The sequence below is a fragment of the Brevundimonas sp. NPDC092305 genome (assembly GCF_044755415.1).
GTDB lineage: Bacteria > Pseudomonadota > Alphaproteobacteria > Caulobacterales > Caulobacteraceae > Brevundimonas.
This window is the reverse complement of sequence record NZ_JBIVQY010000001.1, coordinates 198133-217518: the sequence shown is the minus strand read 5'-3', so window position 1 is coordinate 217518 and position 19386 is coordinate 198133. Positions and strand designations below refer to the sequence as shown.

Here is a 19386-nt window from a genome sequence, read left to right as displayed (position 1 = left end):
TGTGACCCGCAAGGCCCAATGACCGACACCGTTCCTTCTTCCGACCTGCCCGACGGCCAGGCGCTGGCCGCCCTCGTCGCCGGCAAGCTGTGCCACGACTTCATCAGCCCGGCGGGCGCCATCTCGTCCGGTCTGGACCTGCTCAGGGACCCGACGGCGCAGGACATGCGCGATGACGCCATGGGCCTGATCGAGGCCAGTTCGAAGAAGATGATCGCCTTGGTCAGCTTCGCCCGCGTGGCCTTCGGCGCCGCGACTTCGGCCGAACGTTTCAGCGGCGCTGAGCTCAAGGTTCTGGTTGAAGGCATGACCGAGGGCGGCCGCGCCGTCGTTGACTGGCGCGTTGACGAGGCTGACTATTCCAAGCCGCAGGCCCGCGCCCTTGTGAACCTCGCCTATCTGACCGCCTCGGCCCTGCCGATGGGGGGAACCGCCGTCGTCTCCAGCCGCCGCGAGCACGACCATCTGGTTTTCGAAGGTCTGGCGGAAGGCGCCCGGGCGCGTCTCAAGGGCGAGGCGATCTCGGGCCTTTCCGGCAAGCCGCTGGAAGAGGGCCTGCCGGGCCAGTGGATCCAACCCTACTGGCTCTGGCTGACCGTCGACGATGCGGGCGGAACCCTGACCACCCAGGTCGAGGACGGACGGGTCTCCCTGACGGCGAGGATGCCTAACTAAAGTTAGGCCGGTTTCAAAAGGCCTCGTTAACCGGACTGCCGCCATTATTACAGAACGCGAATGCAAATGCCGATTGTGAACGCGCACTCGTGAGTGGAACCCAGAGTTGACCCCCAGAACCTGCCTGATCGTCGATGACAGCCGGATCATCCGGAAGGTCGCGCGCCGCATCGTCGAGGGCCTGGGCTTCGAGGTGGACGAGGCCGCCGACGGCGCCGAGGCCCTGTCGTTCTGCGCCGGCGTCATGCCCGAGGTCATTCTGCTGGACTGGTCGATGCCTGTCATGGACGGCATGACCTTCCTGCGGCGCCTGCGCGAGTTCCCCGGCGGCATGGCCCCCAAGGTTCTGTTCTGCACCATCGAGACCCGCGCCGATCGCATCGCCGAGGCGCTCGAGGCGGGCGCGGACGATTACGTCATGAAGCCGTTCGACGGCGAGATCCTGCAATCCAAATTCGCTGAAGTGGGGGCCGTCTGAGCCATGTCCCCGGACGATTTCGATCGCCTGCAGTCGCTGATGTCCTCCCGTACGGGGGTCCGGCTGACGCGCGACCGGATGAAGCTGGCTGAACATCGTCTCGGCCCCGTGGCGCGCCGTGAGGGTTTCACCTCCGTCGACGCCATGCTGACCGCCCTCTGGGCCAAGCCTGTCGCGTCGCTCGGCTGGGGCGTCATCGAGGCGCTGTTGAACCCGGACACCTGGTTCCGTCGCGATCGCGTCAGTTTCGACACCTTCAGCCGCGAGCTGCTTCCCGCCCTGTCGACCGCCCGCAAGGGCGCGCCGGTCGCGGTCTGGTCCGCCGGCTGTTCGACCGGTCAGGAGGCCTGGTCCCTCGCCATCGCCGCGCTGGAGGCCGGCGTCCCGGCAGAGGTCACCGGCACCGACCTGTCCCAGCGCGCGTTGGAGAAGGCCCGCTCCGCCACCTACACCGGCTTCGAGATCCAGCGTGGGCTGAAGGCCGAGACCATGCTCCGCTGGTTCGACCAGAGCGAGGACTCCTGGACCGCCAAGCCCGAGGTGCGCAGCGCTGTCCGCTTCGCCCGCGCCAACCTGCTGGACGCGCCGACCGACGATTTCCGCTTCGACGTCATCTTCTGCCGCCACGTCCTGCCGGACCTGGAGCCGGCCCGTCGGGCGTCGGTGCTGGAGAACCTCGAACGCCGGCTGCTCGACGACGGCTGCCTGTTCCTCGGTCCGGACGAAACGCTGGACGGCGACAGCATCGCCTTCCGGCCCGTCGCCGGCCGCAAGGGCCTGTTCGTCAAATCCCCATCGGCCATCCGCCGCGCGGCCTGACGGCCTTCGTCAGTCAGGTGACGGCCGCCCGCTGACGCGATAGCCTCCCGCCAGCATCAGGGGGCGCTTATGCGGTTGATCGGGCTGTTGGTCTCTCTGGCGATGGCTCTGGCCCTCGCCGCCCTCGCACTGCAGTCGCCGGCGCCGCGCCCGACTGACGCCCCGGCCACCGCCTTTTCGGCGCAGCGGGCCATGGCCGACATCCGTGCGATCGCCCAACGCCCCCACCCCGTCGGCTCGCCCGACCACGCGCGCGTCCAGAGCCATCTGCTCGAACGAATGCGGGCGCTGGGCCTGCAGGTCTCGACCCAGACCGGTCCCCTGTCGCCGGGCGCGGTCCAGCGCCTGACCGAGGCGGACGGAGACCCGCAGGCGGCGGCGTTCAGCGCGACCAATCTGATCGGCGTCCTGCCCGGCCGCAGGCCCCGGCTGCCTGCCGTCATGCTGACCGCCCATTACGACACCACCACCCGTTCGCCCGGCGCGGCGGACGACTCCACCGGCGTCGCGGCGGTGCTGGAGGCGGTCAGAGCCATCCGCGCTCGCGGCCCGGCCGACCGAACCCTCGTGGTCCTGCTCAGCGACGCCGAAGAGTTGAACCTCGACGGCGCCCGCATTTTCTGGAGCGACCATCCCCTGCGCGACCGCATCGGCGCCGTGGTCAATCTGGAGGCCCGGGGCGGTGGCGGGCGCGCCATGATGTTCGAGACCGGTCGCGGCAACAGCGAGACCGTCGCCCTGTTCGCCGATCGCGCCGGCCGCATGGACGGCGGCGTCACGTCCAATGCGCTGGCTGTTTTCGTCTATGAGCACATGCCCAACGGCACCGACTTCACCGTGCCCAAGGAACGCGGCGTTCAGGGCCTGAACTTCGCCTTCATCGGCCGACCGGATCAGTATCACAGCCCCGCCTCGACCGTGGCCGCCCTCGATATCGGCAGCGTCCAGCATATCGGGAGTCAGGCGCTGGAAAGCGCCGACGCCCTGCTGCGGGCCGATGCCCTCCCCGCCGCCGGCGCGGACACCGTCTATTCCGACCTCTTCGGCCGCGTGATCGTCAGCCATGCGCCGGCCGCCGGCTGGCTGATCCTGATCGCCGCGCTGGGGCTGCTGGCCGCCGCCGGCTGGCGCGCACGTCGCCTCGCCGGACTGACCTTCGCCGACGCCGGTCGCGGCATGATCGACGGCGTCTGGTTCCTGACCACCGGACTGGTCGCGGCGCTCGGCGTCCGCCTGCTGGGAGGTCCGCTCCCCGCCCGTAACGGCGCGGAATACTACGCCCTGCTCGGACGCCTGCCGTGGCTCGAGATCGCCGTCGGCCTCGCGGTGCTGGGCGTCCTTCTGGCGCTGCTGGCCGGACGCACGCGACCGCACCGGATCGTTCAGGCCGGAGCGATCGCCCTGCTGACGCTGACGACCCAGATCCTCGGCCCCATAGACGTCGTCATAATCGGCGCTGGCGTCATCGCTGCGGGCCTGTCGCTGTTCCCCGCCCTGTCGGCCCGCTCGACGTGGGGTGGATGGAGCGGCGCGATCCTGCTGATCCTTCTGTTCGGCCTGCTGGCCCAGACGTTCGCGCCCCAGACCGCCTTCCTCTTCTTGTGGCCGGCCCTGCTGGCGTCGCTCATCGCGGCCGTGGCCGCCTGGCTTGATCCGGGCCTGACCCGCCGCGGCGCGATCATCCCTATCGCGGTCGGGGTGCTGCTCGGCGTCGGCTGGCTGCTGACGCTGGCCCATCCGGTCTTCCTCGGCATCGGCATGGACATCCCGGGCGCGCTGGCCCTTCTGGGCCTGATCGGCCTCGGCTTCGTCCGCCCGCTCAGCCCGGAGCGCGCCTTTGCCCGCCCCGTGCTGATGGCGTCGCTGGCGCTTCTGGTTCTGGGCGGCGCGATCGCGATGTGGAGCCAGATGGCGGTTCCGGTCGTGACCCTGGGCTAGCGCCGCACGCTGGTGATCGCCTGCACGATGCCGGCGTTGTACCCCCGGTAAGCATCCCGGACGAGGCCTTCCCAGACCGGCAGATCGACCACGACCGCGTCCCCTCGCGCCCGCTGCACCGCCTGATAGTTGGCGTCGACCGTAGTGGAGAACGAAGGCCCCGCACGGACCGCCGCCCCGCCCTCGACCACCTGCGCGAACGGGGTGTTCGAGAACACGTCCGCCCGCGGCGCGAAGCTGCCGGGCGTTCCCAGCCCGACCCGCGTCGTCCTGTAGGCCATGACCGGCGAGGTGCTCAGGACGCCGAGCGCCACATTGCCGCTGGCCCGCGCCGCGCCCCCGAACATCCCGCCCCGCGCCGCCTCCATGCGCGCGAAGTCGATGGTCAACGAGGGCGCCAGCACGACGCCGTTGACCGTCTCGGGCCGCCGGTTGAACGGCTGGATCGCGGTGATCGCGCCGATCTGTCCGGATATCCCCATCGTCGACCGCAGGGTGCGGAAGGCGTTCAGCGCCGGCGCCGCCTGCGGCCCGACGGTGACCCAGCCCTTGCGAACGCTGGATCCGATGGTGATCCCCGGCCCGATGCCGCTGACTTCCATATTGCCCGGGATTTCCTCGAAGCCCGCCGCCTGCGTCATGGCGCGGGTCTCCTCGATCGACATCAGCGACAGGCCCGCCGCCTCCATCTGCCCGCGCAGATCGGCGTAGGCCTCGTCCGCCAGCCGCCGCAGCGTCGCCTCGTCCACCCCCTCCAGCACCATGGCCAGCCGCGTCCGCGCGCCGATACTGACGACCGAGGTCGCCTGCTGCGAGGTGATGAAGTTCACATGATAGGTCGGGATCGCGTACCGCTCGCCCACGACCACGCCACGATGCTGGCCCGTCATCTGGATGGTCAGCGGTTCAGCCAGCGCCGCGTTCAGCGGCGCGGCCGCCAGAAACAGGGCGAGCGCGGATGCGGCAAGCGCGCGGCGGGTCATCGTCATGTCAGGATCCTCCCCAGATCAGGAGAACAATGGTCGTTCAAGCCGCTGACACGCACTGACGGAAGCTGACGCGGCCCGCCTACGTCAAAAACGGTCGTATCGCGGACGAATGTTCTGTTTGGATGACGAGAACATATTGGCAACCGGAACAAACCGTGCACATATCCCGTCTCACAGGGAGCGGGTCCAGGCGGGTCTCTCCCGGAAGCTGATGGGAATCATGGCAAGGGAGAGTGGCAAGGTGGCAGCGCAGGCGGCATTGAAATTGGTAGGCAAGGAAGACGGCGACAAGCAACGCGCCCTCGAGGCGGCGATCGCCCAGATTGATCGCGCCTTCGGCAAGGGCTCGGTGATGAAGCTCGGCAAGGGCGGGGTCGCCGATGTGATCCCCTCGGTCTCGACCGGTTCGCTGGGCCTCGACATGGCCCTCGGCATCGGCGGCCTGCCGCGTGGTCGGGTGATCGAGGTCTTCGGGCCGGAAAGCTCCGGCAAGACGACCCTGGCCCTGCACACCGTGGCCGAGATCCAGAAGGCCGGCGGCACCGCCGCCTTCGTGGACGCCGAACACGCGCTTGACCCGGGCTACGCCCAGAAGCTGGGCGTCAATCTGGATGACCTGCTGGTCTCCCAGCCCGACACCGGCGAACAGGCGCTCGAGATCGTCGATACTCTGGTGCGCTCCGGCGCCGTGGACATCGTGGTGGTCGACTCCGTCGCGGCGCTGACGCCCCGCGCCGAAATCGAGGGCGAGATGGGCGACAGCCTTCCGGGCCTTCAGGCCCGCCTGATGTCGCAGGCCCTGCGCAAGCTGACCGGCTCGATCAACAAGTCGCAGTGCATCGTCCTGTTCATCAACCAGATCCGTCACAAGATCGGCGTCATGTACGGCTCGCCCGAAACGACGACGGGCGGCAATGCGCTCAAGTTCTACGCCTCGGTCCGTCTCGATATCCGCCGCACCGGCGCGATCAAGGATCGGGACGAAGTGGTCGGCAACACCACCCGCGTGAAGGTCGTCAAGAACAAGGTCGCCCCGCCGTTCCGCGAGGTCATCTTCGACATCATGTACGGCGAAGGCATCTCCAAGCTGGGCGAGATCATCGACCTCGGCGTCAAGGCCGGCATCGTCGAGAAGTCGGGCAGCTGGTTCTCCTACGACAGCCAGCGCATCGGTCAGGGCCGCGAGAACGTCCGCAACTTCCTCAAGGAAAACCCGGACATCGCCGCCTCGATCGAAAAGGCCGTCCGCGCCTCGACGACCAAGATCGCCGACGAACTTCTGGGCACGCCAGAGCCTGACGAAGGTCAGGACCTCGAAGGCTGATCCGGACGATCCGGACGCATCGGACGCTTCGGACGGTGTATTCGCCGTCCTGACCGTCGCCCCCTTCTCCGGCCGGGTCCGCGCGACCCGCCATCCGACCCCCGCGCGGGCCGGGCCGGAGCGGCCGCCTGACCTCCCCCGGTCAGGCGGCCCTTTTCGTTCTGACTTGCCCTCAGGGCTGCAAGGGACGAGCGTGATTTCCGGAGAATCTCATGACCCGACCACCGAACGGATTTCTGTCCACGGCCCTGCTGGCCGGTGTCGTCGCCGGCGCACTGGATATCGCCGCAGCGGTTATCCAGAATGGTCAGGTGACGGCCCAGGTCGTCTTCCAGTCCGTCGCTTCCGGCTGGCTCGGCGCCGAGGCCTATCGTGGCGGCTGGTCCACGGCCTGGCTCGGGCTCGCGTCCCACTTCGCCATGATGTTCGGCATCGCGGCCATTTACGTCTTGCTGGCCATGATGCTGCCCTTCCTCCGCCGCCACTGGCTGGTCTCGGCGGCGCTCTGGGGCGTGCTGGTCTGGGTCGTGATGACCTGGGTCGTGGTCCCGCTGTCCGCATCCCCCCTGCCCTCTCCGGATATCGCGGCGGCGATCAGGGGCGTCCTCACCCACGTCTTCGCCGTCGGCCTGCCCATGGCGGCGATCGTTCGCTGGCGCATGGGCGGCGGCCACGAGTCCGTGTGATCACGGCCGGGTGATGCATTGGGGTCAAAAGCCCTATATGACGCCGGGTCTCCCCCAAGCCTGAATGCGTCCGACCATGGCCAGCCTGAACGACATCCGCTCGACCTTCCTGAACTACTTCGCGGCCGACGGGCACGAGAAGGTCCACTCGGCTCCGCTGGTGCCGCAGAACGACCCGACCCTGCTGTTCGTCAACGCGGGCATGGTGCCGTTCAAGGACTACTTCACAGGCGCCTCGACCCCGCCCTACCCGCGCGCCACCAGTTCGCAGAAATGCGTCCGCGCCGGCGGCAAGCACAACGATCTCGACAACGTCGGCTACACGGCCCGCCACCTGACCTTCTTCGAGATGCTGGGCAACTTCTCGTTCGGGGACTACTTCAAGGAACACGCCATCGATCGCGCGTGGAACCTCGTGACGAAGGACTTCGGCCTCGACCCGAAACGCCTGCTGGTCACCGTCTACATCGACGACGACGAGGCCTTCGACATCTGGAAGAAGGTCACCGGCTTCAGCGACGACAAGATCATCCGCATCGCCGGCTCGGACAACTTCTGGGCCATGGGCGACAGCGGTCCCTGCGGCCCCTGCACCGAGATCTTCTGGGACTACGGCGACCACGTCCCCGGCGGCCCTCCCGGCTCGCCCGATGAAGACGGCGACCGCTATGTGGAGATCTGGAACAACGTCTTCATGCAGTTCGAGAAAGAGAACGACGAGATCGTTCGCAAGCTGCCCAAGCCCTCGGTCGACACCGGCATGGGTCTGGAGCGGATGACCTCGGTGCTACAGGGCAAGAACTCGGTCTTCGACACCGACCTGTTCCAGACCCTGATCGCCGCCTCCGAAGACGCCACCTCGACCAAGGCCGAGGGTGACCGCGCCCCCAGCCATCGCGTCATCGCCGACCACCTGCGCTCGTCCGCCTTCCTCATCGCCGACGGCGTCACCCCGTCCAACGAAGGCCGCGGCTACGTCCTGCGCCGCATCATGCGCCGCGCCATGCGCCACGCCCACCTGCTGGGCGCTACCGATCCCCTGATGCACCGCCTCGTGCCGACGCTCGTCAACGAGATGGGTCAGGCCTACCCCGAACTGAAGCGCGCCCAGGCCTTCGTCGAGGATACGCTGAAGCAGGAAGAGATCCGCTTCCGCACCACGCTGGGCCGCGGCATGAGCCTGTTCGATCAGGCGACCCAGGGTTTCGAGGCGGGCGCAATGCTGGACGGCCAGACCGCCTTCACCCTCTACGACACCTACGGCTTCCCGCTGGACCTGACGCAGGACGAGGCCCGCCGTCGCGGCTTTTCCGTCAACGTCGACGGCTTCGAGGACGCGATGTCCCAACAGCGCGAGCGGGGCAAGGCCAACTGGAAGGGCTCGGGCCAGACCGCCAACGCCGGCGAATGGCTGTCCCTGCGCGACCGCCTCGGCCCGACCGTCTTCACCGGCTATGACGCCATCGAAGGCTCGGGCGAGGTTTTGGCCATCGTGCGCGCCGGCGAGTCTGTCGACGCGCTTGAGCCGGGCGACACCGCAGAAGTCCTGTTCGACCAGACCCCCTTCTATGGCGAAGGCGGCGGCCAGACCGGCGATCGCGGCGAGGTCGAGTGGACTGACGCTTCCGGCCAGCAGGGCTTCGGTATTGTGCTGGACGTCCAGAAGCACGCCGGCGGCGACCTCTACGCCCACAAGATCGAGATCGAGTCGGGGACCCTGACCATCGGGGCCCGCACCCAATTGCGCGCCCACGCCGAACAGCGCCTGACAACCCGCGCCAACCACTCCGCCGCACACCTCGTGCACGCCGCGCTGAAGAATGTACTCGGCTCGCACGTCGCCCAGAAGGGCCAGCTGGTCGACGCCGATCGCATGCGCTTCGACTTCAGCCACAACGCCCCGGTGACTGAGGACGAACTGGCCGCCATCGAGGCCGAGGTGAACGCGATCATCCGCCAGAACGTCCCGGTGACGACCCAGCTGATGAAGCCGCAGGAAGCCATCGAGGCCGGCGCCGTCGCCCTGTTCGGCGAGAAGTACGGCGACGAGGTCCGCGTGGTCACGCTCGGCCGCGCGCTGACGGGCGACAACAACGCTCCTTACTCTGTCGAACTTTGCGGCGGCACTCATGTGGCTCGCACCGGCGACATCGCCCTGTTCAAGGTCACGGCCGAGACCGGCATCGCTGCCGGCGTTCGCCGCATCGAGGCCCTGACCGGCGAGGCCGCACGCCAGTATCTGCTGGGTCAGGCCAGCGTCGCGAAGACGCTGGCGCAGGCCTTCAAGGTCCAGCCGTTGGACGTCCCCGCCCGCGTCGAAGCCCTCACCGCCGAGCGCAAGGCGCTGGAGAAGCAAGTCGCCGATCTGAAGAAGCAGCTCGCCCTGGGCGGAACTTCGGGCGGCTCGGCGGCTCCGGAAGAGATCAACGGCGTCAAGCTGATCGCCCGCGTGCTTGACGGCGTCGACGGCAAGGGCCTGCGCGGCGTGGCGGAGGACTTCCGCAAGTCTGTGGGCTCCGGCGTGGTGGCCCTGATCGGCGTCACCGAAGGCAAGGCGGCGGTCACCGTCGCCGTGACCTCGGACATGACCGGCAAGGTCAATGCCGCCGACCTCGCCCGCGCCGCTGTTCTGGCGATGGGCGGTCAGGGCGCCGGCGGCAAGCCGGACTTCGCCCAGGGCGGAGCGCCGGATGGCTCGAAGGCGGAAGACGGCCTCGCCGCCATCCGCGCCGCGCTGGCGGGCTAGTCCGCCAGCGTCAGGTCCACCGCAGCCAGCTTCCAGGCGAACAGCCCGCGCCGTTCCAGAATAAGCGCCAGCCGCTGATCGGGCTGGTCGCGGTCCGTCAGGGTGACGGCGAAGGCGTTCAGGCTGCGATAGCCCCAGGCCTGATGGATGTCGCTGCTGTCGCGGGCGTCGTCGGGTTCCGGCGGATCGGGCCGCGTTGGATCGGGCGCCTCGGCGGTCGTGACCATCATGGCCACGCCCTGTGGAGTGACCACCGTGTCCACTGCGCCCTCCAGCAGGCTCGGCGCCAGCATCATCGCCAGTCCGCCCAGATTATTGTCCTGGATGCGCGGGTCGCGCCGCATGCGAGTGATCAGCTCGGCGTTCAACTCGTCCTTCATGCTGGCCCGCAGCGCCGGGAAGTCGACCAGTTGCTCGATCCTGGCCACGTCCCTCGCCTTCGCGGCCTTGATCAGGGCCTGCGCCGTCAGGATCGGGGCCGCGCCCCACGCCAACACGATACAAGCGGCGACGGCCATGGCCGCGCCGAGCACAAGTTTCTTCTTCATCCGTCCCTCTGGCGTCGTAACGCCTTCCCGGGAAGAACGTGCCTCAATCCCCACGCCTTGTCGCCAACGAAAAGGGCCCGCCGGACGACCGACGGGCCCTTCGATCGCACGGCGGGGCGCCTAGGCGGCGGCCATTTCCTTCGTCAGGTTCTCGGCCACCTTGTCGAGGAAGCCCTCGGTGGTCAGCCAGCCCTGCTTGTCGCCGACCAGCAGCGCCAGATCCTTCGTCATGTGACCGGCCTCGACAGTGTCGACAACGACTTTCTCCAGCGTCTCGGCGAAGGTGGCCAGCTCGGCGTTGCCGTCCAGCTTGGCGCGATGCTTGAAGCCCCGGGTCCAGGCGAAGATCGAGGCGATCGAGTTGGTCGAGGTGGCCTCGCCCTTCTGGTGCTGGCGATAGTGACGGGTCACGGTGCCGTGCGCGGCCTCGGTCTCCATCACCTTGCCGTCCGGCGTCATCAGAACCGAGGTCATCAGCCCCAGCGAGCCGAAGCCCTGCGCCACCACGTCTGACTGCACGTCGCCGTCGTAGTTCTTGCACGCCCAGACGAAGCCGCCCGACCACTTGATGGCCGCCGCCACCATGTCGTCGATCAGGCGGTGCTCATAGGTCAGGCCTGCGGCCTTGAACTTGTCGGCGTACTCGGCGTCGAACACCTCTTGGAAGATGTCCTTGAACCGGCCGTCATACGCCTTGAGGATCGTGTTCTTGGTCGACAGATAGACCGGATAGTTGCGGTTCAGGCCGTAGCTGAAGGAGGCGTGGGCGAAGTCGCGGATCGAGTCGTCCAGATTGTACATGCCCATGGCGACGCCGGCGCCCGGCGACTTGAACACCTCGTGCTCGATCACGGCGCCGTCGTCGCCGACGAACTTGATCGACAGCGTGCCCGCGCCCGGCATCAGGAAGTCGGTGGCCTTGTACTGGTCGCCGAAGGCGTGGCGACCGACAACGATAGGCTGGGTCCAGCCGGGAACAAGGCGCGGCACGTTCGAGCAGATGATCGGCTCGCGGAAGACCACGCCGCCAAGGATGTTGCGGATCGTGCCATTCGGCGACTTCCACATCTTCTTCAGGCCGAACTCCTTCACCCGGGCTTCGTCCGGCGTGATGGTGGCGCACTTCACGCCGACGCCATGCTTCTGGATCGCCTTGGCCGCGTCGATCGTCACCTGATCGTCGGTGGCGTCGCGGTGTTCCATGCCCAAGTCGTAGTAGTCGAGTTCCAGGTCGAGGAACGGGAAGACCAGCTTGTCCTTGATCATCTGCCAGATGATCCGGGTCATCTCGTCGCCGTCGATGTCCACGATGGGGTTGGCGACCTTGATCTTGGCCATGCGTTTGCAGCCTTCTGTCCGGAGTGGGGAGTTGCGCGGGGTATAGCCGCCGTGAGCGCGCCGGAAAACCCCGCCCCGCCGATCGTTCACCATGCCCCGAAAAAGTCACGCACGGTGAAGCTGAACGCCTCTGTGCGGGTGTCGTTGAGAACCAGCATGTCGGGGATCATCAAGAAGACTGAAACCGGGGACGAGGAGCTTTTGCACCTGACTGATCGCTGGATCCTCGCCTTCTGCGAGACGCCGGTTCTGCTCGACGCGGAACTGATGCGCCGCGTGCTCGCTGATGCCGAAAGGCGCAGCGAGAGAGACCGATGACGGACAAGACCTTCAGGGCCGGCGAAACGGTAAAATGGGACCACAGTCAGGGCACGACGACCGGCAAGGTGGTGCGCAAACTGACCAGTCCGACAAAGATCAAGTCTCACAAGGTGGCTGCGTCGAAGGAGAATCCGGAGTATCTGGTCGAGAGCAAGAAGACGGGTGCGAGGGCCGCGCACAAGCCGTCGGAGCTTCGAAAGGCCTGATCATGATTCCTGGATTCGCCCGGTTGCTCGCCGCAGCCCTGACCCTTGGCGCAAGCGACCCCGCCGGGGCGTCGACCGCCGCCTCCGTCTCTGCGCCAGAGGTGCGTGAGTTCGGCGAGTGGCGGGCGGCTTGCGATAACGGGGGCCGATGCTTCGCCTGGACGGGATCGGACGCCGGCGCCTGGCTGATGGTCCGCCGCGATGCGGGCCCCGGCGGTCGGCCGGAAGTCCTTGCCGGCTTCGGTCCGGCATTCGACGAAACTTCGCCCGACGACATCGCCCTGCTGATCGACGGCCGCGAACAGCGTCTGGAATCGAGTGGTGAGAGAGGAGCCGCCCGCATGCCCGCCGCCGACACCCTTTCCGCCCTCGTCAGCATCGCAGCGTCGCGGGGCATGTCCCTGTCCGTGATGGACGAGGGCCCGGCGCTGCCGACGCGCGGCGCAACGGCCGCCCTGGTCTGGATTGACGAACAGCAGGGGCGTCTCGGCTCGACCACCGCCCTGGTCCGTCGCGGCGACCGTGGGCCGTCGACCGTGCCCGCGGCCCCGGCGCTGCCCGCTGTGAGCCCGGCCCGGCCCGTCGATCAAGGCCCTCTGGCCCGAGCCGCCGATCCGATGAACGGCGACGAGGCTACGACCATCCGCCTGCCCGAGGCCCTGGAAGCGCTCGCGACCGTGAAGGCCTGCCGGGCGGAAACAGCCGACAACGGGTATCTGCAGAAGGCCGTGCTGGCCGCACGTCTGGGCGACGACGTCCAGCTGTGGGGCGTGCCCTGCTTCAGCGGAGCCTATAACGCGGGCTATGATCTCTATCTGACCGACGGGCAGGGTCGGTCGCCGCGTCTGGCCGTATTCCCCGACTCGCAGGGCCGGCCGCCCGAAAGCGATAATTTCGGCGGCGAGGGGCTGGTCAATCCGGCGTACGACGCCCGCACCAACACCATCAGCCACTTCCCGCGCGCCCGTGGCATCGGCGATTGCGGGACCCGCCAGACATGGGCGTGGACAGGGGCAGCCTTCGCGCTGGTGGAAGAAAAGATCATGGGCGATTGCTGGGGCATCAATTCGGACCTGTGGCCCACGCGATGGCGCACGAGATGACGGACCCGGAGATCCTGATCGTCGGCGCTGGCCCGGCCGGGTTAACCGCCGCCAGCTATCTGGCGCGGTTCCGGCGACGGGTGCTGGTGGCCGACGGCGGAGCGCCCCGCGCCTGCTGGATACCGGTCAGCCACAACATGCCCGGCTTTCCCACCGGCATCACCGGCGACGCGATCCTCAAGCGGATGACAGAGCAGGCGGAGGAATATGGCGCCGTCATCGAAGCGGGACGGGTCGAGGCGATCACGCCGGACGGTCACGGTTTCCGGGCGCGCCTGAACGGGCGTGACCTGCATGTCCGGGCCGTACTTCTGGCAGTCGGGGTCGAGGACAACCACCCGCCCCTGCCCGGCGTCGAACGCGCGATCGAGCATGCGATCGTGCGCATCTGTCCGATCTGCGATGGCTATGAGGCGACCGACCGGAAGGTCGCGGTGATCGGCAAGGATCATGTGGGCGTGCGCGAGGCCGCATTCCTGAAGACCTACACGGACGCGGTGACACTGATCCACGTAGGGCCGCCGGACGCACTTGATGAGGCGTCGAAGGCGGAGGCCGCGCGGCTGGCTATCCCGGTGGAAATGGCGGATATCGAGGATGTCCGTCTGGAGGAGAACCGCGTCGTCGCCCTGTGCTGGGGCGGAGAGGATCGCAGCTTCGATCTCGTCTATTCGGCGCTCGGTACGCGGCCCAACATCGAACTGGCTCACGCGCTCGGAGCAGAGCTTGCGCCCGAGGATGGCCGACTGACGGTGGACGATCATCAGGCGACCAGCGTGCCTGGCGTCTATGCGGCCGGCGACGTCGTGCGGGGTCTGAACCAGATCGCGGTAGCCACAGCCGAGGCGGCGGTGGCGGCGACGGCCATCCACAACGCCCTGCGCGAGGCGGACGGCCGCACCGTGCGTTGAACGCACGGAACCCGGACTCGCGGCAGGAGGCGCCGGGGATCCGGGTCGGCTGATCCCGCAAGGGGATCGGGACCGCCGATTGGGGTCAGGCGGTCCGGTCGTCGCAGGGGCGGGCGGCCCAGGCGGTCACAACAGGCGCGTCGGGACGCAAGCGGCGACGCGCACGGGTGCGCCGCCACTGATCGAGGGCGGCCACCCAACCCCACGCGGTTTCCTTATGCTGGTGATGCACTTCTTCCATCTCGATCTCCTTTCTTCGGGCTTGCCGACACTGGAGAAGATGGGCTTGATAGCGGGCGGTCTCAAATCAGATCGCCGCGCTGTATCATAAGGCTTGCTTATGTCCGATCCGCTGGCCGGAATTCCCTTGGCTTCAATCCGGGTGTTCGAGGCGGCCGCGCGTCTGCGCAGCTTCACCCGCGCGGCCGAAGAGCTGGGCATGACGCAGGCGGCGGTCAGCTGGCAGATCAAGGCGCTGGAGGGACGGATGGGTCAGAGCCTGTTTCGCCGCCTGCCTCGCGAGGTCGTGCCGACCGAGGCCGGTGAGCGGCTGTCCAGCGCGGCGACCGAGGCCATGACCTTGCTGCGCCGGGCCATCAACGATGTGCTGGAGGCTGATGAGGGCGTCTTGTCGATCACCACACTGGCGACGCTGGCGACCCAGTGGCTGGCGCCGAAACTGGGGGCCTTCCAGCTGGCCAATCCGGATCTGGCCGTGAGGCTGGATACGGCGCCGCATCTGGTCGATCTGGCGCGCGAGAACTTCGACGTCGGCCTGCGCTCCGGCTCGGGCGACTGGCCCGGATTGGAGAGCGTGCGGCTGATGCCGAGCCTGTTCACCCCGCTGTGCAGCCCGGAAATGGCCGAGCGGCTGAAGCTGAAGGCGCCCTGCGATCTGGTCGACGCGCCGCGCATCGGCATGGAGAAGGAATGGGCGGCGTGGTTCGCGGCGGCGGATGTCGCCTCCGCTTCGTCGCGCCCGGCGTCGCGACTGACCGCCGACTATCAGGCGCTGGAGGTGGCGGCGGCGCTGGGCGATCAGGGCGTGGCGCTGGCCTCGCCTATCCTTTTCGCGCGGGAGATCGCCAAGGGACTGCTGGTCCAGCCCTTCGCCCAGACTGTCGAACTGAGCGCCGGCTACTGGCTGGTCTGGCCGCACGACCGGCGGCGGTCCCGCAAGATCGTGCGCTTCCGCGACTGGCTGGTCGCCGCGGCCAACGACGACCCGGCGATACAGGCGGCGCTGGCCTAGTCGCGGCCCAGCCAGGCTTCGCGGAAGGTGCGCTGGGCCCGGGTCAGCGTACCGCCGGCAGCCTCCACGCGCACGATCTCCAGCGTCGGATCGGCGACGGGCTTGAGGGTCGCGCGGCGTTCCTGACCGTTCTGGATGAAGACCAGCTCGACCTCGTCGCCCGGCTTCTGACGCTGCAGGGCCTGTGTCCAGTCGCCCTCGCTGTTGATGGGCGTGCGGCCGAGGCTGACGATCTCGTCGCCCCGCTCCAGACCCGTGGCGTAGAGCGGCGTCTCGGGCGTGGGCACGCTGGTCAGGGTGACGACCGGGCCCGAGGCCTGCACGGACGTCTGCCCCACCCATGCCCGCGAAGGCGAGCGCGGGCGCAGGATCAGGCCGGCCTTGGCCAGCAGGGGCGCGAAGTCAGGCAGGTCGCTGCCATTGACCGAGCTGGCGAAGAAGGCCTGCGCGAAAGCCTCATCACCCGACACCTCGGCCAGGGCGGCCCGCAGGTCGTCCGGCGTATAGGGTTTCTCGGTGATCCCATGCACCTTCCATAGCTGGCGCATGTAGTCGTCCAGCGTGGCGTCGAACCGGTCCCTCAGGGTCAGGTCCAGTGCGAGGGCGAGGACCGCCCCGTAGGTGTAATACGAGACGAAGACATTCGGATTGGTCGGGTCGATCGAGGTCGCGGCGTCGACGAACGGCGCCCGCAGGCTCATCTCCTGAGGCGAGCCATAGCGGCGGGCCGGCGAGTTCACCACGCCGTTCACATTCCCTGCCAGTTGCGCGAGGAAGGCGTCCGTCGTGGACTCGCCCGCGCGACGGATGGCCAACGGGCCAAAGTACTGGGTGAAACCCTCGGCCAGCCACAGCGACGGCGTCGGGTTGGCGCGCGTGAAATCGAACGGCTCCAGCTCCGCCGGGCGGATACGCTCAACGTTCCAGGCGTGGAAGAACTCGTGGCTCAGGGTGTTCAGCTGGCTGAAGTCGGCGGCGTACAGCGAGCGCGAGCCGCTGATGATGGTGGAGTTGCGATGCTCCATGCCGTCGCCGCTGGACTGGGGCATGTAGTCGGCGATGAAGGTGTAGGTCCCGAAATCGAAGTCGGGCACGTCGCCGAAGATGGCGATCTGCTGGTCGACGATCTTCTTGGCCTTCTCGGTGAAGCGATCCATGTCTTCGGCCGTGCCGGGATGGTGGACAGCCAGGCGGATGGTACGGGCCTGACCGCTGTCATCGACCTGCCATTCGCGCACGTCGTGGGCGCTGAGTTCGGTCGGGCTGTCCATCAGATACTGGAAGTTGGGCGCCGAGAAACTCATGGCGTCAGCGCCGGGCTTCAGCTGGGTCGCGACCTTCCAGTCAGGCGAAAACGGCTTGAAGCGTAGCTCGACCGGGCGGTCATCCAGCCCCCTCGCCCACATCAGGGTGGCCGGCATGTTCAGGTGGGCATGGGTCTCGTCGATCTGGGCGTAGGTGCCGTCCGTACGATCGCCGAACAGGGTGTAGGAAACGGTCACCGTCCCATCGTGGCCGGGGATCGTCCAGCCGTAGGGATCGGTGCGATCGATCGCGAGCGGACGACCCGCGCCATCAGCGGCTGAGACCGAATAGACGTTCTTGGCGAACTCATGGATCGCATAGCGGCCGGGCGAGGAGCGCGACATCTCCACCCGCAGCGGCTCCGACCCGACGCCGGTCCAGGTCGCGGTGATGCGCGCCTCATGGTGCACGGCGTTGTCGAAGCTGAGCTCGTAGCGGACCGGCGCCGCCTCCTGCGCGAAGGCCGGAGACGCGAGGGCCGCCAGCGCAACGCCCGCCAGAACCAGATTCCTCTTACGCATACCCGCTCCCTTTCGCCGGACTTTCCCGCTGGATCGACCCTTATCGAAATCCGTGCGTCCGCGTGCGGGGAGCGAGATTAAAAATCGGACATCTATTCCGGGCGAAGCTGCTGCTTGACCCGTTCGGCGAGGGTCTTGATGTCCAGCGGCTTGGGCAAGAAGGACACGCCGACCTCGTCCTGAAGCAGGTCGGAGAAGTCGCTTTCGGCATAGCCCGAGATGAACATCACCGGCGCATCGCCAAGGAAGGGCCGGGCCTTCTTGAGCAGCGAAGGGCCGTCCAGACCGGGCATGATCACGTCCGAGATCATCATGTCGATCTGGCCGGCGTGAAGCTCGGCCAACTCCAGAGCCTGCTCGCCGTCCTCCGCCTCGATCACCTCATAGCCGCGCTGGCGCAGCAGCTTGGCCGCGATACCGCGTACGGCGGCCTCGTCCTCGACGAACAGGATGCGGCCGGCGCCGGACAGGTCGCGGGGCGCCTTGACCACCTTCTCGATCACCGGAGTCTCGGCCAGTTCCGCCTCGCCCGCCTCGGGCAGGAAGATGCGGAAGGCGGCGCCCGAGCCTTCAAGATTGGCGACATTGATGTGGCCGCCCGCCTGTTCGACGATACCGTAGACGGTGGCCAGCCCCATGCCGGTGCCCTCGTTCACCGCCTTGGTCGTGAAGAAGGGCTCGAAGATCTTGGCCAGCAGTTCGGGCGGCACGCCCGGGCCGGTGTCCGACACCTCGATCAGGGCGACCGCGTCGGTTGGTGAACTGGCCCAGCCCATCTGCCGCGCCTCGTCGGCGGACAGGCGTCGGGTCTTGATGGTGACCACGCCCGAGCCCGGCTCGACCACGCCGCGCATGGCGTCGCGGGCGTTGACGGCCAGGTTCATGACCGCGGTCTCGAGCTGGCTCTTGTCCGCCAGCACAACAGGCAGATCGCGGCCGTAGTCGGTCTCGAGCCGTACATCCTCGCGCAACAGGCGACGCAGCAGGATGGCGAACTCGCCCACCAGTTCGCCGAGATCCAGACGCTCGCGCCGCACCGTCGATTTGCGCGAGAAGGCCAGCAGCTTGCGCACCAGATCGGCGGCGCGGATGGCGGTCTGGCGGATCTCGTTGAGGCCCTCGTAGGAGGGATCCCCCACCGGATGACGCTCCAGCAGGCCCGAGAGCTGCAGCTGGATGGCCGTCAGCAGATTGTTGAAGTCGTGCGCCACGCCGCCGGCCAGCTGGCCCACGGCCTGCATCTTCTGGGCCTGCGAGAGCTGCAGCTCCATGGACTTCTGCGCCGAGACGTCGAACAGCCAGATGCGGCGGGCCTCGCCTTCCGGCGCGACGTAGAGGTGCAGCATCCGGTCCGGATAGGCCCGGGCGACCAGCTCGATCGGACCGGACGATCCGGCGGCCAGCGCCGTGCGCGCCTCGTTGACCCCGGACGGCTCGAACAGATGGCCGAAGGCGGCGTCCCGCGAAGCGCTGGGTCCGGTCAGGATGGCGAGCGCCGGGTTGGCGTCATCGACCTTGCCGGCGAACAGGTCCTCACTGGCGATGACGGCCGAGCCGAAGGGCGCTCCGGCGGCCATGGCCCGGCTCTCGGCGGGGTTGGACATCGACGCGGCCTGCCGGTCGCCGTTGACCGGGGCGGCGATCTCGACGTCCTGCACAGCGCGGACCAGGAAACGGGACTCGCCGGCCAGTGCGATCGTGACTTCCTGCTCACGCTCGCCGATCAGGACGATGGCCCGCCCCTGCTGGCCCGCGCGAGCCTGCGCGAAGGCCATGTAGAGGGCGGCGGCGGATTTGCCCTTGGGCAGGCTGGTGGCGGCCCCGTTGGCCTCGCGCCACGCGCCGTTGAAAGCCAGAACCTGACCGCTGGCCCAGACAAGGGCGGCGGGTTCCGTCAGGGCGTCGAGCATATCGATGGCGGCGTCCGTCGTCGGGCGGACGCGCTCGCCGCGCAGAAATGCAAACAGGCCGGTCAGGGCTATGGTCCCGACGGTGAAGATCAGCACCAGACTGGGCGCGCTGGTGGGATCTGCGCGGAAAGCCGGATACGCGAGGCCCCCCACGGCCGCCACGAAGCCGAGCGCCATGATCAGCAGCATCGGATCGAAGCCGGTCTTCCGGGGAGAAACCCTGGCGATGTCGGTCATGGCGCCTCGGCCCGAATCAAGACGGGGAACATGGCGCATGATGAGGCCTGAAGGCGGGCGGAGCGAATCCACCCGCATT

At 68.0% G+C, this 19386-nt stretch carries 18 protein-coding genes; 12 read left to right on the top strand and 6 right to left on the bottom strand.

The window, feature by feature from the left end:
* Window positions 1-18 precede the first annotated feature (18 nt).
* The 4 genes from chpT (at window position 19) to ACIQC9_RS00920 (ending at window position 3910) form a co-directional block, all read left to right on the top strand.
* Entirely contained in the window at window positions 19-675 is a 657-nt protein-coding gene (gene chpT / locus ACIQC9_RS00935; RefSeq protein ID WP_400611739.1) for a histidine phosphotransferase ChpT, read from the top strand.
* A 106-nt stretch (window positions 676-781) separates the two neighbouring features.
* Window positions 782-1153, top strand: coding sequence for a PleD family two-component system response regulator (locus tag ACIQC9_RS00930; RefSeq protein ID WP_400611737.1), 372 nt, complete (start codon window positions 782-784; stop codon window positions 1151-1153).
* A gap of 3 nt (window positions 1154-1156) precedes the next feature.
* Entirely contained in the window at window positions 1157-1972 is an 816-nt protein-coding gene (locus ACIQC9_RS00925) for a CheR family methyltransferase (RefSeq protein WP_400611735.1), read from the top strand.
* Window positions 1973-2041: 69 nt separating this feature from the next.
* Window positions 2042-3910 (top strand): M28 family peptidase, encoded by a 1869-nt coding sequence (locus tag ACIQC9_RS00920; RefSeq protein WP_400611733.1) that lies wholly within the window; start codon window positions 2042-2044, stop codon window positions 3908-3910.
* Here the strand turns inward: ACIQC9_RS00920 and ACIQC9_RS00915 are convergent.
* Window positions 3907-4899: a hypothetical protein gene (locus tag ACIQC9_RS00915; protein ID WP_400611731.1), complete on the bottom strand. Its 993-nt coding sequence runs from the start codon at window positions 4897-4899 to the stop codon at window positions 3907-3909. The two genes, ACIQC9_RS00920 and ACIQC9_RS00915, sit on opposite strands and share 4 nt — an antisense overlap.
* A 241-nt stretch (window positions 4900-5140) precedes the next feature.
* Here ACIQC9_RS00915 and recA point away from each other — a divergent pair, with 241 nt between their 5' ends.
* From recA to alaS, 3 genes are all read left to right on the top strand, one after another.
* A complete protein-coding gene (recA, locus tag ACIQC9_RS00910) occupies window positions 5141-6223 on the top strand; it encodes a recombinase RecA (protein WP_400615323.1) in 1083 nt (360 codons plus the stop codon).
* Window positions 6224-6435: 212 nt separating this feature from the next.
* Window positions 6436-6909 (top strand): hypothetical protein, encoded by a 474-nt coding sequence (locus ACIQC9_RS00905; RefSeq protein WP_400611729.1) that lies wholly within the window; start codon window positions 6436-6438, stop codon window positions 6907-6909.
* 76 nt (window positions 6910-6985) lie between these two features.
* A complete protein-coding gene (gene alaS / locus ACIQC9_RS00900) occupies window positions 6986-9655 on the top strand; it encodes an alanine--tRNA ligase (protein WP_400615321.1) in 2670 nt (889 codons plus the stop codon).
* Here alaS and ACIQC9_RS00895 read toward each other — a convergent pair.
* Complete coding sequence (locus tag ACIQC9_RS00895) at window positions 9652-10203, bottom strand: DUF2939 domain-containing protein (protein WP_400611727.1); 552 nt, start codon at window positions 10201-10203, stop codon at window positions 9652-9654. The two genes, alaS and ACIQC9_RS00895, sit on opposite strands and share 4 nt — an antisense overlap.
* Before the next feature lie 120 nt (window positions 10204-10323).
* The gene (locus ACIQC9_RS00890; RefSeq protein WP_400611725.1) at window positions 10324-11541 is read right to left on the bottom strand and encodes an NADP-dependent isocitrate dehydrogenase; all 1218 of its coding nucleotides are present in this window, start codon (window positions 11539-11541) and stop codon (window positions 10324-10326) included.
* 51 nt (window positions 11542-11592) lie between these two features.
* On the opposite strand from ACIQC9_RS00890, the gene ACIQC9_RS00885 reads away from it, so the two are divergent.
* The 4 genes from ACIQC9_RS00885 to ACIQC9_RS00870 are packed head-to-tail and all read left to right on the top strand — an operon-like array spanning window position 11593 to window position 14082.
* The gene (locus tag ACIQC9_RS00885) at window positions 11593-11859 is read left to right on the top strand and encodes a hypothetical protein (RefSeq protein ID WP_400611723.1); all 267 of its coding nucleotides are present in this window, start codon (window positions 11593-11595) and stop codon (window positions 11857-11859) included.
* Entirely contained in the window at window positions 11856-12068 is a 213-nt protein-coding gene (locus tag ACIQC9_RS00880) for a DUF2945 domain-containing protein (RefSeq protein ID WP_400611721.1), read from the top strand. Before ACIQC9_RS00885 ends, ACIQC9_RS00880 begins: the two co-directional genes overlap by 4 nt.
* Window positions 12069-12070: 2 nt before the next feature.
* Window positions 12071-13171: a DUF1176 domain-containing protein gene (locus ACIQC9_RS00875; RefSeq protein WP_400611719.1), complete on the top strand. Its 1101-nt coding sequence runs from the start codon at window positions 12071-12073 to the stop codon at window positions 13169-13171.
* A complete protein-coding gene (locus ACIQC9_RS00870; protein ID WP_400611717.1) occupies window positions 13168-14082 on the top strand; it encodes an NAD(P)/FAD-dependent oxidoreductase in 915 nt (304 codons plus the stop codon). The genes ACIQC9_RS00875 and ACIQC9_RS00870 overlap by 4 nt, the downstream gene beginning before the upstream one ends.
* Before the next feature lie 85 nt (window positions 14083-14167).
* On the opposite strand, the gene ACIQC9_RS00865 is transcribed toward ACIQC9_RS00870, so the two are convergent.
* Window positions 14168-14323 (bottom strand): hypothetical protein, encoded by a 156-nt coding sequence (locus ACIQC9_RS00865; protein WP_400611715.1) that lies wholly within the window; start codon window positions 14321-14323, stop codon window positions 14168-14170.
* Window positions 14324-14422: 99 nt separating this feature from the next.
* On the opposite strand from ACIQC9_RS00865, the gene ACIQC9_RS00860 reads away from it, so the two are divergent.
* Window positions 14423-15334 (top strand): LysR substrate-binding domain-containing protein, encoded by a 912-nt coding sequence (locus ACIQC9_RS00860; protein ID WP_400611713.1) that lies wholly within the window; start codon window positions 14423-14425, stop codon window positions 15332-15334.
* Here ACIQC9_RS00860 and ACIQC9_RS00855 read toward each other — a convergent pair.
* On the bottom strand, window positions 15331-17160 hold the full coding sequence (locus ACIQC9_RS00855; RefSeq protein WP_400611711.1) for a M61 family metallopeptidase: 1830 nt from the start codon (window positions 17158-17160) through the stop codon (window positions 15331-15333). The genes ACIQC9_RS00860 and ACIQC9_RS00855 overlap by 4 nt on opposite strands.
* A 92-nt stretch (window positions 17161-17252) precedes the next feature.
* Window positions 17253-19307, bottom strand: a complete 2055-nt coding sequence (gene cckA, locus ACIQC9_RS00850) for a cell cycle histidine kinase CckA (RefSeq protein ID WP_400611709.1) — start codon at window positions 19305-19307, stop codon at window positions 17253-17255.
* Between the last annotated feature and the right edge of the window lie 79 nt (window positions 19308-19386).